16 protein-coding genes are annotated in these 16,122 nt (G+C 63.4%); 9 read left to right on the top strand and 7 right to left on the bottom strand.

From position 1 onward, the window contains the following. The first annotated feature begins 54 nt into the window (after positions 1-54). The 6 genes from X750_RS157105 to X750_RS157130 all read left to right on the top strand — a co-directional run bounded on the left by X750_RS157105 (position 55) and on the right by X750_RS157130 (position 6,706). On the top strand, positions 55-1,083 hold the full coding sequence (locus X750_RS157105) for a LacI family DNA-binding transcriptional regulator (protein WP_023746968.1): 1,029 nt from the start codon (positions 55-57) through the stop codon (positions 1,081-1,083). 324 nt (positions 1,084-1,407) lie between these two features. After that, the gene (locus X750_RS157110; RefSeq protein ID WP_023682221.1) at positions 1,408-2,532 is read left to right on the top strand and encodes a sugar ABC transporter substrate-binding protein; all 1,125 of its coding nucleotides are present in this window, start codon (positions 1,408-1,410) and stop codon (positions 2,530-2,532) included. Between the two features lie 94 nt (positions 2,533-2,626). Further along, a complete protein-coding gene (locus tag X750_RS157115) occupies positions 2,627-4,189 on the top strand; it encodes a sugar ABC transporter ATP-binding protein (protein WP_023746967.1) in 1,563 nt (520 codons plus the stop codon). Further along, on the top strand, positions 4,186-5,166 hold the full coding sequence (locus X750_RS157120; RefSeq protein WP_023733121.1) for an ABC transporter permease: 981 nt from the start codon (positions 4,186-4,188) through the stop codon (positions 5,164-5,166). The genes X750_RS157115 and X750_RS157120 overlap by 4 nt, the downstream gene beginning before the upstream one ends. Then, positions 5,163-6,149: an ABC transporter permease gene (locus X750_RS157125; protein ID WP_023696194.1), complete on the top strand. Its 987-nt coding sequence runs from the start codon at positions 5,163-5,165 to the stop codon at positions 6,147-6,149. Before X750_RS157120 ends, X750_RS157125 begins: the two co-directional genes overlap by 4 nt. 2 nt (positions 6,150-6,151) lie before the next feature. Next, the gene (locus tag X750_RS157130; RefSeq protein ID WP_023746966.1) at positions 6,152-6,706 is read left to right on the top strand and encodes a gluconokinase; all 555 of its coding nucleotides are present in this window, start codon (positions 6,152-6,154) and stop codon (positions 6,704-6,706) included. Here the strand turns inward: X750_RS157130 and X750_RS157135 are convergent. Then, positions 6,701-7,846, bottom strand: coding sequence for a hypothetical protein (locus tag X750_RS157135; RefSeq protein ID WP_023746965.1), 1,146 nt, complete (start codon positions 7,844-7,846; stop codon positions 6,701-6,703). The genes X750_RS157130 and X750_RS157135 overlap by 6 nt on opposite strands. A gap of 113 nt (positions 7,847-7,959) precedes the next feature. On the opposite strand from X750_RS157135, the gene X750_RS157140 reads away from it, so the two are divergent. Continuing rightward, entirely contained in the window at positions 7,960-9,501 is a 1,542-nt protein-coding gene (locus X750_RS157140) for an acyl--CoA ligase (protein ID WP_032904397.1), read from the top strand. 65 nt (positions 9,502-9,566) lie between these two features. Here X750_RS157140 and X750_RS157145 read toward each other — a convergent pair whose 3' ends face one another. After that, positions 9,567-10,016 carry an Rrf2 family transcriptional regulator gene (locus X750_RS157145; RefSeq protein WP_023746963.1) on the bottom strand — a complete coding sequence of 150 codons (450 nt, stop codon included), beginning with the start codon at positions 10,014-10,016 and terminating at the stop codon, positions 9,567-9,569. A 260-nt stretch (positions 10,017-10,276) separates the two neighbouring features. Next, positions 10,277-11,263 carry a sulfate ABC transporter substrate-binding protein gene (locus X750_RS157150; RefSeq protein ID WP_023746962.1) on the bottom strand — a complete coding sequence of 329 codons (987 nt, stop codon included), beginning with the start codon at positions 11,261-11,263 and terminating at the stop codon, positions 10,277-10,279. A gap of 241 nt (positions 11,264-11,504) precedes the next feature. Between X750_RS157150 and X750_RS157155 the strand changes: the two genes are divergently transcribed. Both X750_RS157155 and X750_RS157160 read left to right on the top strand, forming a co-directional pair. Next, positions 11,505-11,777: an AbrB/MazE/SpoVT family DNA-binding domain-containing protein gene (locus X750_RS157155; RefSeq protein WP_023746961.1), complete on the top strand. Its 273-nt coding sequence runs from the start codon at positions 11,505-11,507 to the stop codon at positions 11,775-11,777. Then, positions 11,777-12,175: a type II toxin-antitoxin system VapC family toxin gene (locus X750_RS157160; protein ID WP_023696188.1), complete on the top strand. Its 399-nt coding sequence runs from the start codon at positions 11,777-11,779 to the stop codon at positions 12,173-12,175. The genes X750_RS157155 and X750_RS157160 overlap by 1 nt, the downstream gene beginning before the upstream one ends. A 7-nt stretch (positions 12,176-12,182) precedes the next feature. Here the strand turns inward: X750_RS157160 and X750_RS157165 are convergent, their stop codons facing one another. From X750_RS157165 to X750_RS157180, 4 genes are all read right to left on the bottom strand, one after another. After that, positions 12,183-13,223: a sulfate/molybdate ABC transporter ATP-binding protein gene (locus X750_RS157165; RefSeq protein WP_023739911.1), complete on the bottom strand. Its 1,041-nt coding sequence runs from the start codon at positions 13,221-13,223 to the stop codon at positions 12,183-12,185. A gap of 73 nt (positions 13,224-13,296) precedes the next feature. Next, positions 13,297-14,181 (bottom strand): sulfate ABC transporter permease subunit CysW, encoded by an 885-nt coding sequence (cysW, locus tag X750_RS157170; protein WP_023690809.1) that lies wholly within the window; start codon positions 14,179-14,181, stop codon positions 13,297-13,299. Beyond that, entirely contained in the window at positions 14,174-15,025 is an 852-nt protein-coding gene (gene cysT / locus X750_RS157175) for a sulfate ABC transporter permease subunit CysT (protein WP_023687973.1), read from the bottom strand. Before cysT ends, cysW begins: the two co-directional genes overlap by 8 nt. An 18-nt stretch (positions 15,026-15,043) precedes the next feature. After that, entirely contained in the window at positions 15,044-16,072 is a 1,029-nt protein-coding gene (locus X750_RS157180) for a sulfate ABC transporter substrate-binding protein (RefSeq protein WP_023673082.1), read from the bottom strand. Positions 16,073-16,122: the final 50 nt, after the last annotated feature.

The raw sequence follows: 16,122 nt of genomic DNA, 5'->3' as shown, positions 1-16,122 counted from the left end.
GAACATGGTTTCGCAAGGGCGCAGCGGCCGGGGCCCGGCACGTGGAGGATGTCCATGACCAAGCCGCGCTCGCGTCGTGGGGGCGGCCGCCCGACCCTATCAGATGTGGCGCGCAAGGCCGGCGTCGGCGCCATCACCGTGTCGCGGGCGCTGCGCGAACCGGAACGCGTCAGCCAAGATCTGCGGCGCCAGATCCAGGCCGCCGTCGATGAACTCGGTTATGTCCCGGATCCCAATGCACGGGCGCTGGCCTCGGCGCGCGCCGATGTGTTCGGCGTGCTGGTGCCGTCGCTGACCAACAACGTCTTCGCAGAAGTGGTGCGCGGCATCTATGACAGCCTGTCGGACGGCCCGTTCCGCGTCCAGCTCGGCAACACCCATTATTCCGGCCTCGAGGAGGAGCGCCTGCTGCAGGTGTTCGCACCGCAGCGCCCGGCGGCGCTGATCGTGGCCGGCATCGACCAGACGCCGACCTCGCGAAAGCTGCTGGAGAGCGCGGGCTGCCCGGTGGTGCAGGTGATGGAGACCGGGTCCGATCCGGTCGACATGCTGGTCGGCTTCTCGCATTTTGACGGCGGCCGCACCGCGACCGAGCATCTGATCGAGGCCGGCTACCGGCGGATCGGCTTCATCGGCGCACGCATGGACCCGCGCTCGCAGCGGCGGCTTGCCGGCTATCGCGCGGCAATGGAGAAGGCCGGCCTGTTCGACCCGCGGCTGGTCACCACCACGCCGCTACTGTCCAGCGTGACGCTCGGCCGCGAGCTGCTTCGCGATGCGCTGGCCAAGATGCCGGCGCTCGACGGCGTCTTCTGCAACAATGACGACATCGCGCTCGGCGTTTTGTTCGAATGCCATAGCGCCGCGCTCAACGTGCCGAAAACAATCGGCATTGTCGGCTTCAACGACCTCGAAATGATGCAGGCGGCGTTCCCGCCGCTCACCAGTATCCGCACCCCTCGCTATGAAATCGGCCGTCGGTCTGTTGCCATGGCGCTGGCGGCGATCGCAGGACGAAGGCCTGAGCAGCGGGTCGTCGATCTTGGTTTCGAACTCAAGCCCCGCGAGAGCACCGCACGCTGAACACGCTTTGGCCGGCCTCAGCAAATGGTGCTTTACACAACGTCATGGTAGCGCTACCATTTTCGTCGGGCAGACGTTTTGATGAGAGGCCGTGCCTGTTTATTATACATAAGCAACAGCTCATGCTTGTTTATTATGTATAATATGCTAGTTTCGTTTCTCGCCTGTGAAGCGGCGAGGGGGAGGGGATCGGGCCGGCTTCGGCCCTTGAGACGCGGCGCCGGCCAGGCTGGAGGGCCTTCGGCAGGCGTGGAAAACACACCACGACAAACAGCATCAAATTAACAAGCTGCAGCAAATAAAACTACAACTGGGAGGAAATCGATGATCAAGTCACTTGTTGGTGGCATCGTTGCCGCCACTGCATTCGTCATGCTGAGTTCGTCGGCCATGGCCGACCCGGAAGTTGTCAAGGGCCCGTCGGCTGAGCCGGATTGCTTTGCGCCTTGGGCGGCTGATACGCAGTTCTTCAAGTTCCCCAAGAAAGACGGCCCATACCGCATCGCGCTCGCCAATGGCTATATCGCCAACACCTGGCGCATCCAGATGGTGCAGACCGCCAAGGCCTATGCGGCCCAGCCGGAGGTCGCCGCGAAACTGAAGGAATTCAAGGTCGTCTCGACCGGCGAGGACGTGCCGGCTCAGATTTCGGCAATCAACAACTTCATCGATTCCGGCTATGACGCGATCGTCGTCAACGCCCAGAACCCGACCGCTTTCGGGCCGGTCATCAAGCGCGCCAAGGAAGCTGGCGTCATCCTCGTCGCCTTCGACAATATTCTCGACACCAAGGACGCCATCAACGTCAATGTCGACCAGAAGGGCCTTGGCGAATTGTGGGGCAAATGGCTGGTCGGCCATGTGCCGAATGGCGGCAAGGTGCTCGAAGTGCGCGGCGTTGCCGGAACTTCCGTCGACACCGACCGTCACAACGGCATCCATGAAGCGCTCGATGCCTCCGGCAAGAAATGGGACGTCACCGAGGTGGTCGGCAAATGGGACGACGGCGTGGCGCAGAAGGCCACGGCCGACGCCATTGCCACCAACGGTCCGTTCGACGGAATCACCGGGCAAGGCGGCGACACCGGCATCGTGCAGGCGATGATCGATGCCAAGCATGCTTTCGTGCCGTTCGGCGGGGAGACCGAGAACGGTTTCCGCAAGTTCTGCGCGGCACATGCCGGCGACGGGCTGAAATGCTCATCGGCCGGCACCGGTCCGGCGCAGGTCGCGGTCGCCATCAAGACGGCGATTGCCGCGCTCGAAGGCAACGTCGTTCCGCAAGCGGTGAAACTGCCACTGGCGATCGTCGAGGATCCGAACTTCAAGGCCGGTCAGGATTTCTTCCCCGACCAGTCCGACAATTTCTTCGTCGGCAATTCCTTCCCGACCTGCGGCATCAATTTCACCGCGCAGGAAATTATGGGCCAGACCAAAGCTGACCAATAGGGGCTGACCAATAGGCGGCATATCCGGCGCCGCGGGATCTCCGCGGCGCCGGCCACTCGATATCCCTTGAAGTCAAACTGCCTCGGGAGGGCCGATGGACGGTGCGGTTCCGCTCTTCCGGATGGAAGGCATATCCAAGCGCTATGGTGGTGTGCGGGCGCTGGAAAAGGCCGAGCTTTCGGTCTCGTCCGGTAGCATCCACGCCATTCTCGGCGAAAACGGCGCCGGCAAATCGACGCTGATCAAGGTCATGGCGGGCGTCGTCGCGCCCGACGAAGGCCGCATGATGCTGAACGGCAGCGAGGTGACGTTCGCTTCCCCTGCTGCTGCAAACAAGTCCGGCATCGTCTGCATCTTCCAGGAGCTGTCGCTGGTTCCCGAACTCAGCGTTGCCGACAACATCGTCATCTCCGATCCGCCGAAGCGTTTCGGCATGATCGACCGCAAGGCGCAGCGCCGCATTGCCGAGGATGCGCTGGCACGCGCAGGTGCGGCCGATATCCATCCATTGGCGCTGGTCAAGGATCTTCCGCTTTCAAGAAGACAGATGGTCGAGATTGCCAAGGCATTGGCCAGGAAGCCGCGCATCCTGATCCTCGACGAGGCGACCTCGGCGCTGACCGCGACGGACGTCGCCAGGATATTCAGCGTGCTCAAGCGGTTGCGCTCGGAAGGGTTGGCGCTGCTTTACATTTCGCACCGCATGAACGAGATCGCCGAGCTTGCCGACCACTGCACGGTGTTTCGCAACGGCCGCAATGTCGCCAGCTACAAGGCAGGCACAAAGAGCGACAACGAAGTCGTCGAACTGATGATCGGGCGCGAATACAGCCATATTTTCCCGCCCAAACCCGCGCGCACCGCAGCCGCCGCCGTTCCTGTGCTGGAGGCGCGCAAGCTGTCCTGGACGGACCGGCTGGACAATGTCTCGCTGACGGTCGGGGCAGGCGAGGTCGTCGGCCTTGGCGGCCTGGACGGCCAGGGCCAGCGCGAATTGCTGCTTGCCTTTTTCGGTGTGCTGCGCGGCCTCGGCGGCCAGATCCTTATCGACGGCAAGCCTGTTTCGATCGCCAGCCCCCAAGCGGCGCGCGACGACCGCATCGGCATGGCGCTGATCCCGGAGGACCGCAAGACCGAAGGCCTGATGCTGCCGATGACGGTGCGCGAGAACCTCTCCTTTGCCGCCCTAGACCGGCTGTCCAAGGCCGGCATCATCGACCGCGCCGCCGAACAGCGGCTGATCGACGACATGGTCGGGCTGCTGGCGATCAAGACGGGCGGCCTCGACATTCCGGTCGGTGCGCTGTCGGGGGGCAACCAGCAGAAGGTGGTCATCGCCAAATGGCTGATGCGCCAGCCGCGTATCATCCTGCTCAACGATCCGACGCGCGGCATCGACGTCGGCACCAAGCAGGAACTCTATCAACTGATGCGCAAGCTGGCGGATGCGGGGGCGGCGATCCTGTTCTATTCGACCGACTATGACGAACTGATCGGCTGCTGCGACCGCGTGCTGGTGCTCTATGACGGCGCGGTCAAGCGCGAGCTGGTCGGGGCCGAGATCACCGAGCGGGCGCTCATTGCAAGCGCGCTCAACATCCACGGCGATGACGGCGCGAGAGACGATGCCGGCGCAAGACAGGGAGCGGACGCGTGAAAGAGTGGCGCTACTGGCTGGCCGAGCAGCGCGGAACACTGATGGCACTCGGCATATTCATTGTCATGTTCGTCATCTACACCTCGAACCATCCGGCGGGCTTCACCGCCAATGTCGTGCAGACGGCGTCCAACAAGGGCGTGCTGCTCGCCTTCGTCGCCATGGCGCAGACACTGGTCGTGATCACCGCCGGCATCGACCTCTCCGTCGGCATGATCTTCACGCTGACCAATTGCCTCGCCTCCTGGCTAGTCATCGGCACCGGCCTCGAGACCGCTTTCGGCGTCATCGCCGTGCTCGGCACCGGGTTCCTGTGCGGGGCGATCAACGGCGCCATCGTCATCTACGGCCGCCTGCAGCCGATCGTCGCCACGATCGCCACGGGTGCGGTCTATTTCGGCATCGCGCTGCTGCTGAGGCCGTTTCCCGGCGGTTCGGTCAACGAAGGTCTCGCCGACGCGCTGACCGGACGCCTGTTGGGCGTGGTGCCGGCGAGCCTGGTCGTGCTGCTCGCCGTCGTGCTCGTGGTCTGGGTACCGTTCAGCCGCTCGGTGCTCGGGCGCGCGGCCTATGCGGCCGGATCCTCGGAGACGGCGGCCTACATGTCCGGTGTGCCGATAAGGCGCGGCAAGTTCGCTGCCTACGCGCTCGCAGGCCTGTTGGCCGCGATCGGCGGACTGTTCCTGACCTTCTTCACCTATACCGGCGATGCAGCCTATGCCAGTGGCAACGCCTATACGCTGTTTTCGATTGCCGCGGTGGTGCTGGGCGGCGTCTCGCTGTTCGGCGGCAAAGGCAGCGCCATCGGCGCCATCTTCGGCGCGCTGGCCTTCCGCACCATCGGCGACCTGTTGTTCGTGTTCGATTTCGACCCGCTATGGCAGCCACTGTTCCAGGGCGTTATCCTGCTGGTTGCGGTCAGCCTTGGCGCGTTTGCGCTGTTTCGGGTCCGCAACCGGCTGGAGTGGTTCCTGTGAGCGAAACGACATTGGGCGGTATCGCCGGCCGCGTGCCGAAATTCATCCGCCGCGCCGATCCGGCGGTGCTGACGGCCTTCGCCTGCATCGTGCTGTTGCTGTTCCTAGGCAGCCTCTATTCCAGGAGCTTTCTGTCGCCTGAATATCTCTTGCAGCAGCTCAAGGTGGCCTCGTTCCTCGGCGTCATCGCCACAGGCATGATGCTGGTCATCCTGCTAGGCCAAATCGACCTGTCGGTGCCGTGGGCGGTGGCGGCGGGCGCGATGATGGCGTGTGCGGCTGCGGCCTATGGCCCGATCGGTGTGGCGCTGGCCATCCCGTTCGGCATCTTTTGCGGGGTGCTGATCGGCATCGTCAACGGCTTTGGCGTCGCCTATCTGCGCATACCCTCGATGATCATCACGCTCGCAACCAACGCTGTCGCGCAAGGGCTCATGGTCGTTTATACCGGCGGCTACTCGCCACAGGATTCGGCCACCGGCGCCATGCGCTATCTTGCGACAGGTTTTACCATTCCTGGCGTGCCTAACGCCGTCATCATCTGGGCGCTGATTGGTGCCGCGATGGTGTTCGTGCTGTCCCGCACCAGCTTCGGCCGCACCGTCTACGGCATCGGCAACCGCGAGCGTGCCGCCTATCTCTCCGGCATCGATACAAGGCGCGTGGTGATGATCGCCTTCGCTATCTCAGGCGGGCTGTCCGCCTTTGGCGGGGTGCTTCTCGCCGGCTATGCCTCCAAGGCGGCGCAATCGATGGGGGATGCCTATCTCCTGCCGTCGATCGCCGCCGTGGTTCTGGGCGGCACCTCCATCCTGGGTGGCCGCGGCTCCTATCTCGGCACCGTCGCCGGTGTCATTCTGATCACGCTCCTGCAGTCCATCCTCTCGGTCATGCAGATGCCGGAGGCGGGGCGGCAGATCGTCTATGGCCTGGTCATCGTTGCCATGCTCCTGCTCTACGGCCGCGCGCCGGCAAGCCGCTGACCGTGGACGAAAAGACGGCACAGGCGCCAATGGGCGCTACCGGCTCAGTGCCTCGGGCCATTGTGGTGATGGGCGTCGCCGGCTGCGGAAAGTCGGCTGTCGGCAAAGCATTGGCAGCAGAGGAAGGGGCCGTCTTTGTCGAAGGCGACAGGCTGCACCCGCCCGAAAACGTCGCCCGCATGGCGAGCGGTGAGCCGCTCACAGATCAACTGCGTGAGGGCTGGCTCGATGCCATCGGCGAGCGGATCGCCGACCTGACCGGCAGCGGCCAGAGCGTGGTTGCCGCCTGCTCGGCGCTGAAGCGCAGCTACCGCGATCGTCTGCGTGGCTTCCGCCGGGATATCGTTTTCATCTATCTGAAGATCGATCCCGCAACCGCCAAGCAGCGTGTCGCCAGCCGCAAGGGGCATTTCATGCCGGCAAGCCTGGTCGAAAGCCAGTTCGCCATCCTTGAACCGCCTGGCGCCGACGAGCGGGCGCTGACGGCCGACGCCACACTTCCAGTGGCTGAAATCGTCACCGCCGCTGCCAGCCTGCTGGCCGGCGCAAAATCATGAACCACCCTCGTCGGGCAAGGCGGTTTCCGGCCGTTCGGTGAACCGGTCGGCGCCGGACCAGACCATCATTTGCTCGGGATAGAGTTTCAGCGCCTCCAGCAAGCGGTCGCGCTTGAGCAATATGTACTCGGCCTGCAGCGCCATGTTCTTGGCGCTGGCTCTGGCCGCGCGCTCGCCGGCCTCTGCCGGGGCCGGCACCAGTTCGGGACTTAGGACGGCGCGGTATTGGCGGAACGGATCGGTCTCAAAGGTCGACATGGAAAACAGCGCCGCCTTGCCTCTGGCAGCGAAATTCGTCGGCGCCGAAGCCAGGTGGGTCCAGCCGCTCTCGCCAAGGCCGACTTCGGTGAATGTCGAGCCGGCATGCACCGTGTTGGTCACCAACACCACGCCGTTGCTGCCAAGGATCTTCTGGATCCGGCCGGTGACCTGGTAGGCGTCGTTGCGGTCGAACACGATCCGGCTTTTCAGGAAACGGTTCTCGACCCGAACCATCGGCGGGTTCAGGAAGCGCAAGCCGAAGGTCGAATCGGATATGCCGTGAGCCCTGACGCTGAGCTGGTGTGTCTCGATGCCGGCTTCATGGAGAGCGCGTTTGCCGATGATGGTCTGGGTCGTGAACTGATCGCACCAGATGATAGCGCCGTGGCCGCGCTTCAGCGCCGCTTGCAGGCCTTCCCGGCCCTCCAGCCGGATATTAGGTGACCAGCGGCGGCCGATGAGATGCGCGGCAAGCAGCAGACGCCGGCGGTGGTTGGCGCAGAGCAAGGCCCTGAACTGCCTTTGCGCATCGATGCCATTGCCGAGCACGGCGCGCGTCGCGGCGGCGTAGCGCACGAAATCCTTGCGGATATGGCGCTTGAGGCGCAGCCCCGATACGCGGCTGCAGATCGCGGCCCACCAATCGACCGGCAGCAATGCCGCGACCCCGAGATAGAAGGCGGCCAGCAGCAGCTCGCGGAAATCCCTGTTGTTGAAGGTGCGCAACTTGCCGGCGCGAACCTGCTTGCGGCTGAAGAAGCGGACATGCTCGGCGCGTTCGGGCACCAGGATGTCGGCGATGATTTCCGTATGATAGATGACGGCGGAAGATGGTGTCCGGTCGGCTTTCCGGGATTTTCCCAACCACGGCAGCCTCATCCGATCGGTGTCCACCTGTTCTTGCGTGCGTCCGGAAATCGCTTTACTGCGTCTGCCACGGGCGCGCAATCGGCGCCGGCAAGGCCATGGTGAACGCCATTCAGGGTTCGAACTTGAAACAGGCCCTATCGGTAGCACTTCCCCAACGGGCGCCCTGGCGGCCGGCTGCGGTGGCGCTGATGGCGCCGGACCGGCCGTCCCTGAGCTTTGCCGGCCTCGCCAATCTTGTCGACAAGCTCTGCGGCGATCTCGCCAGGCGTGGCGTTCGCCGCGGCACGGCCGTCGGCATCGTCTTGCCCAATGGCCCGGAAATGGCGGCCTGTTTCCTGGCTGTCTCGGCGCTAGCGACGGCTGCGCCGCTCAATCCGGCTTACGGCGAAGACGAATTCCGCTTCTATCTCGGCGATCTCGATGTGAAGCTGCTGCTGTGCGGACAAGGCATGGGCGATGCCGCGCGCAACGCCGCAAAGGGGCTCGGCATTGCGGTGCTCGACGTCGTCGTGACCGACGGCGCCAAGGCCGGCGAGTTTCTGCTGGCGGGCGACGCCGAGGTGGAGGCTGCCAGCGAGGCTCGCCTCGACGATATGCAGCTCAACGGACCCGACGATTTCACGCTGGTCCTGCACACGTCGGGAACCACGGCGCGGCCGAAGATCGTCGGCTTGCGGCAGCGCAATCTGCAGGCATCGATGGCCAACATCGCCAGCACCCTGGCGCTGTCGGCAAACGATATCTGTCTCAACGTGATGCCGCTGTTCCATATTCACGGGCTGATGGCGGCGCTCAGCGCGCAGCTGGCAGTCGGCGGCGCTGTTGTCTGCACGCCGGGCTTCAACCCGCTCAAATTCTACGGCTGGCTGGGCGACTTCAGGCCGAGCTGGTACAGCGCGGTGCCGACCATGCATCAGGCGATCCTGGCGCGCGCCGCGCGCAATGGCGACACCATCGCGGCTGCGAGGTTGCGCTTCATCCGCTCGTCTTCGGCCGCACTTCCCGACACCGTGTTCCGCGACCTCGAGCGCGTCTTCGGCTGTCCGGTGGTCGAGGCCTATGGCATGACCGAGGCGGCGCACCAGATGACATCCAATGGCTTGCCGCCGGCGCGCCGCAAGCCAGGCTCGGTCGGCCTGCCTGCGGGTCCGCAGGTGACGATCCTGGACGACAAGGGGACGATCCTTCCGGCGGGTGAAAAGGGCGAGATCGCGGTGCGCGGCGCCAACATTCATGATGGCTATCTCGACAATCCGGTGGCCAATGAAGCTGCCTTCAGCGATGGCTGGTTCCGCACCGGCGACCAGGGTCTGATCGACGAGGATGGCGATCTGAAGATCACCGGGCGGCTGAAGGAGATCATCAACCGCGGCGGCGAAAAGATCTCGCCGCTCGAGGTCGACAATGTGCTGCTCGATCATCCGCTGGTGGCGCAGGCGGTGACCTTCGCCGTGCCGCATGCCATGCTCGGCGAGGAGGTGGGTGCGGCTATCGTGCTGGCCGAGGGCGCCATCGCCGACGCCGATGAGATACGCGATTTCGCGCGCAGCCGCATCGTCGAGTTCAAGGTGCCGCGCCACATCTTGTTTCTTCAGGAGATACCCAAGGGTCCCACAGGCAAGATCCAGCGCGTCGGCCTGGCCGGCAAGCTCGGCCTGGTCTGAGCACTCTCATTTGAGCATGATCTTGTCCGAAAACCGGTTCCCACTTTTCGGGACCATGCTCTAATTTAGATCTGCGATGTCAGCTCGACCGGAAAATCATCATTGTCGGCGTCGCGCATGGCGGCGAGGCTGCGATTGTCCAGCACTTCGGCGATCGCCTGGCGCACTTCCAGCATCATGTGCCGGACCTGGCAGGTCGCCTCGTCGCAATCCTCGCAGCGCTGGTATCGCGTGCGGCTGGCGCAGGGTATGGGAGCGAGCGGGCCGTCCAGCACGCGCACGACGTGGCCGATCTTGATTTCGGAAGCCGGCCGGGCGAGGCGATAACCGCCTTCCTTGCCCTTGCGACTGAGGACGAAACCGGCATTGCGCAGCTCGCCCAGAATGGCATCCAGAAATTTCTTCGGGATGTTGTTGGCGATCGCGATGTCGTTGACGAATGCAAGCTGGCCGACCGGCAGGCCGGAAAGATGCACGAGGGCCTTGAGGCCGTATTTGCCTTTTTTGGTAAGCATGCCCGCTTCAGTTCATGAAAACCCCAACCACCCGCATCTGGCGGTTGTTTGTGTGCAAATCATGACGTTTCGCCTGAACAACCCGGTTTCGCGTAGAACAAGCCGCCCGGTTGAGACGTTAGGCACAAAGGCGTTGATTCTTTGTAACGTTTTCGCCGATCGCGACAGATTCCGCCTGAAAGCCGTTTGTCGGCGCGCGAAATCGAAAAAGCCGGCAAAGCGCCGGCTTTCTTGTGAGGTGAGGTCGAACGCTGCTGATATCAGCGGCTGCCATAGGTCTGGTCGAGCAGACCGCCGGCGGCGAAGTGCTCCTTCTGTACCTTGTCCCAGCCGCCAAAGACGTCTTCCACCGTCAGCAGGCGGACATCGGGGAAGTCGGCCTTGTATTTTGCCGCGACTTCAGCGTTGCGGGCGCGCAGGCCATTTTCAGCCGCGATGGTCTGGCCCTCGGGCGTGTAGAGGAAGTCGAGATAGGTCTTGGCGAGGTCACGGCTGCCGTGCTCGTCGGCGACCTTGTCGACGATCGCCACCGGGAATTCGGCGAGCAGGCTGACCGTTGGCGTGACCTGTTCGAACTTGTCGTTGCCATACTCCTTGCGGATGCCGCGCGTTTCCGACTCGAAGGTGATCAGCACGTCGCCGATCTCGCGTTGCACGAAGGTGGTGGTGGCGGCGCGCCCGCCGGTGTCGAAGATCGGCACGTTGTTGAACAGCTTGGTGACGAACTCCTTCACCTTGGCGTCGTCGCCCTTGAAGGCTTCCTTGGCGTAGGCGGTTGCGGCCAGATAGGTGTAGCGCGCATTGCCCGAGGTCTTGGGGTTGGGGAAGATCACCTGCACGTCGTCGCGCACGAGGTCGTTCCAGTCCTTGATGTGCTTGGGGTTGCCCGCGCGGACGAGAAAGGATGGGAGCGAATAGAAGGGCGAGGCGTTGTCGGGGAAATCCTTCTGCCAGTCGGCGGCGACGAGGCCTTTCTTGACCAGAAAGTCGATGTCGGTGACCTGGTTGAAGGTGACGACATCGGCGCCGAGGCCTTCGGCAATGGCGCGCGCCTGCGCCGAGGTGCCGGCGTGCGACTGGTCGACGGTGACGCCCGGATGGCCGGCGACGAAAGCCTTGTTCACCTGGGCGAACAATTCGCGGCCGACATCATAGGAAGCGTTGAGCAATTTGTCGGCCGACCAGGCCTGCGAACAGGCGAGGATCAGGCCGGCGACAGTGGCGACGCTGAGCAAAAAACGCTTCATGAAAACAGGCTCCGATGTGCAATGCGTTGCCAGAACATAGCCGGGCCGGAGGGTGTACTGCGAGGCACACGGGGCAGACGTATGGCGTTGCAGCGAGAAAGAAATCGCTGAAGCAGGTTATCGGCGAAAATTCATTCCAGCCGAAATGCCGGTGCGTTGGGGTTTTCTGTGGGTTTGCAATTCGAAGCCGAGTGGCATATACAAATGGCATATACAAGTGGAACAGACAGGGGAGGCTGCCATGCCGCGGCACCGTCACTCAATACCACCGCCCAGGGAGGCGAAGTTGTTTCGCAACAACCGCAGTCAGGCGGTTCGCATTCCTGTCGAGTTCGAGCTGCCTGGGGAGAAGGTCCTGATCAGCCGCGATGGCGACCGGCTGATCATCGAGCCGGTCCGTAAACCGGGACTTGTCGCGCTGCTTGCCCAATGGGCGAAAGAGCCGCCGCTTGGTCCTGAAGACGACTTTCCCGAGATCCATGATGCGCCCGTGGGACCCGAGGATATCTTCTGATGCGGTTCATGCTGGACACCAACATTCTCAGCGACATGATCCGAAACCCTGCTGGCAAGGCTGCCAGTACGGCGGTTTGCGCGGGAGACGGTGCCCTCTGCACCAGCATCGTTGTCGCCTCGGAGTTGCGTTATGGCTGCGCCCGCAAGGGATCGGCCAAGCTGCTAGCCAAGGTCGAGCAATTGCTCGCCGAGTTACCTGTGCTGCCGCTCGACGTGCCGGTGGATGCCGAATACGGCGCACTTCGTGCCGAACTGGAAGCAAGGAGCCAGGTCATCGGCCACAATGACCTTTTCATTGCTGCCCACGCCTGCGCGCTGGGGACGACGCTGGTTACGGCCAACACCGGTGAGTTCAGCCGGATCAAGGGCCTGAAGGTCGAGAACTGGCTGGAGTAGCGCCGGCTCAGGTCGCCGGGAAAAGCTTCCAGCGCCTTGGCCTGAACGCCACCCGGCTCTTCTGCGCCGCAGGATGGTCCACAGGCAGTTCGATCTCGACGCGCTGGCGCTCGCCGCCGATTTCCAGTTCGACGCGTCTTGTGCCGGCGACGCGGCGGCTGGCGGCGACCGTGCCGGCGATGCAGCCGCTGCAGCCGTCGAGCAGTTCGATATCGTGCGGGCGGAAGTACAGCGTCGCATCGCCCTCGGGTGCGTGCGGCGCCGACACGCCGATCGGACGGTCGGCGAGCCAGATCTCGCCATTCTCAACCTTGACCGGCAGCATGCTCGATTCACCGATGAAGGAGTAGACGAAGGGCGAGTTCGGCGTGTCGTAGATCTCGTCGGCGGAGCCGACCTGCTCGATGCGGCCCTGGCTCATCACCACGACGCGGTCGGCAAGCTCGAGCGCCTCTTCCTGGTCGTGGGTGACGAAGACGGTGGTGTGGCCGGTACGGTCATGGATCTCGCGCAGCCAGCGGCGCAGTTCCCGGCGCACCTGCGCATCGAGCGCGCCGAACGGCTCGTCGAGCAACAGCACCTTGGGCTCGATGGCCATGGCCCGGGCGAGCGCCACGCGCTGGCGCTGGCCACCCGAAAGTTGCGCCGGATAGCGCTTTTCCAGGCCGGAAAGCTGAACGAGATCGAGCAGTTCGGAGGCGCGTCGGCGGATTTCGGCCGCCGGTGGTCGCGACGGTCCATGCCGCACCTTGAGGCCGAAGCCGATATTGTCGGCGACCGTCATGTGCCGGAAGAGCGCATAGTGCTGGAAGACGAAGCCGACATTGCGCTCCTGGATCGAGCGGTGCGAGGCGTCCTCGTCGCCGAAGAAGATCTTTCCGCGCGTCGGCCGCTCCAGGCCGGCGATAAGCCTCAGCAGCGTCGTCTTGCCGGAGCCGGATGGCCCAAGCAGCGCGATCAGCTCACCCGACTTGATGTCAAGCGATACGTCATGGAGGGCCGGAAACCGGTCAAACTCCTTGCGTACGTTGGCAACGCGAACTTCCATGTAGATCCCTCAGTAATTTGGTGCATGTCGTTGTCGCAAAACCGGTTCCCAGTCTTGGGCGACATGCATTTAGTCAGTGCCCGCGCGTCGCGGCGATCTCGGCGCCGTAGCGCATCTCTAGAAGTGTTTTCAAGACCAGCGTGACCAGCGCCAGGCCGGCAAGCAGCGAAGCGACGGCAAAAGCGCCGACGGCGTTGTACTCGTTGTAGAGGATTTCGACATGCAACGGCATGGTGTTGGTCAGCCCGCGTATGTGGCCCGACACGACCGAGACCGCGCCGAATTCGCCCATCGAGCGGGCGTTGCATAAAAGCACGCCGTAGAGCAATCCCCATTTGACGTTGGGCAGCGTCACGTACCAGAAGGTCTGCCAGCCATTGGCGCCCAGAGAGAGCGCGGCTTCCTCGTCGCCGTTGCCCTGTTCCTGCATCAGCGGGATCAGTTCGCGGGCAACGAAGGGGAAGGTGACGAAGATGGTCGCGAGCACGATGCCGGGCACGGCGAACAAGATCTGGATGCCGTGCGCCTTCAGCCATTCACCGAACAGTCCCTGAGCGCCAAACAAAAGCACATAGACCAGGCCGGAAATGACCGGCGAGACCGAGAAGGGCAGGTCGATCAGCGTGGTTAGAAAAGCCTTGCCCTTGAACTCGAACTTGGCGATCGCCCAGGCAGCCGAAATGCCGAAGACGACGTTGAGCGGAACGGCGATCACCGCCACCAGCAGCGTCAGCCGGATCGCCGAGCGCGTATCGGGATTGGAGAGCGATTCCGTGTAGGCGCCAATGCCTTTCGCCAGCGCCTCGTGGAAGACGATGATCAGCGGCAGCAGCAGGAAGATGGCGAGGAAGGCGAAGGCCACCGCCATCAGCAGCAGCCGCACCGGCCGGCTTTCGGTCACCGCCGCCGACCGGCTCTCGTGATGCGGTTCGTAGGATTTGATCTCGGGGTCAGCCATAGCGCTTGCGACTCCATGACTGCGCCAGGTTGATGACCAGCAGCATCACGAACGACAGCAAAAGCATGATCGCCGCGATCGCGGTGGCCGCCGGATAATTGTACTCCTCGAGCCGGATGACGATCAGAAGCGGTGCGATCTCCGACTTGTAGGGAAGGTTGCCGGCGATGAAGATGACCGAGCCGTATTCGCCGACGCCGCGCGCGAAGGCGAGTGAGAAGCCGGTGATGATGGCCGGCGCCAGGCCGGGAAACAGGATGCGGGTGATGATCTGGAAGCGGTTGGCGCCGAGCGTCGCGGCGGCTTCCTCCACTTCCTTGTCGATCTCCTCCATGATCGGCTGCACCGTGCGCACGACAAACGGCAGGCCGATGAAGACAAGCGCCACGACAATGCCGAGCGGCGTGTAGGCGACCTTGATGCCGAGCGGCGCCAGGAGATGGCCGATCCAGCCATTGGGCGCATAAAGAGTGGTCAGCGCAATGCCCGCGACCGCAGTCGGCAGCGCGAAGGGCAGGTCGACCATGGCGTCGACGACGCGGCGGCCGGGGAAGCGGTAGCGCACCAGCACCCAGGCGACGAGCGTGCCGAAGACGACGTTGACGGCGGCTGCGATGAAGGCTGTGCCGAAGCTGATTTCGAGTGCGTTGATGGTCCGGCGGTCGGTGGCGATCGCCCAGAAATCGGTCCAGCCGAGGGCTGCCGAGCGCCAGATCAGGCCCGACAGGGGGATGAGGATGATGAGCGTGAGGTAGGCAAGCGAGAAGCCGAGCGTCAATCCGAAACCCGGAATGACACTCGGCTGTCTGAATCGCCACCCCGCCTTGGCGGGTGCTATGGTCATGTCGTCCTGATCTAAATCCTACTGGGCCGGCTTGTAGATCTGGTCGAATATACCACCATCGCCGAAATGATAAGGCTGTGCCTTCTTCCAGCCGCCAAAAAGCGGATCGTCGATGGAGATCAGCTTGATTTCGGGCGTCTTCGGAATGTCAGCCGCATCCACCAGCTCGGGCTTGGCCGGACGATAGTGGTTCTTGGCGATGATCGTCTGGGCTTCCTTGGAATAGAGCCAGCCGAGATAGGCTTCGGCGACCTTGCGGGTGCCCTTGGCATCGACATTGGCGTCGACGATCGCCACCGGCGGCTCGGCCAGGATCGAGGTCGGGGGATAGACGATCTCGAAATTGTCGGCTCCGAATTCATTGAGCGCCAGATAGGCGTCGTTTTCCCAGCCGATCAGCACGTCGCCGATGCCCTTTTGCGCGAAGGTGACCGTCGAGCCGCGCGCACCGGTGTCGAGCACCGGAGCATTGGCGTAGAGCTTGCCGACGAATTCCTTGTTCTTGGCCTCGTCGCCGCCATCATTGGCGTTGGCATAGGCCCAGGCGGCAAGGTAGTTCCAGCGGGCGCCACCCGACGTCTTCGGGTTCGGCGTGATCACCTGGACACCGTCCTTGACCAGATCGCTCCAGTCGTGGATGCCCTTCGGGTTGCCCTTGCGGACCAGGAAGATGATGGTCGAGGTGTAAGGCGCCGAATTGTTCTCGAACTTCTTGCGCCAGTCCGGGTTGATCTTCTTCGACTTGGTGACGATGGCGTTGATGTCGCCTTCGAGCGCCAGCGTCACCACATCGGCATCGAGGCCGTCGATCACGGCGCGGGCCTGGGCGCCGGAGCCGCCATGCGATTGCTGGATGGTGACCGTCTCGCCGGTCTCGGCCTTCCAGTGTGCGACGAAGGCTTCGTCATAGGCCTTGTAGAGTTCGCGTGTCGGGTCGTAGGACACGTTCAGAATGGTCGTATCGGCAAACGCGAAACCGAGCGTTCCGAACTGGATCGATGTGGCGACCAGTGCGCCGAGCAGTTTCTTGAAATGAGGTTTGGTCATTCCCGCCTCCGTTGATGACGGCTGAACTCTATCGAATTGATAGAAATTAG

Source organism: Mesorhizobium sp. LNJC391B00 (assembly GCF_000502535.1).
Taxonomy (GTDB): Bacteria; Pseudomonadota; Alphaproteobacteria; order Rhizobiales; family Rhizobiaceae; genus Mesorhizobium.
Note: the sequence above shows the minus strand (reverse complement) of the source record. Positions and strands in the feature narration are given on the sequence as shown.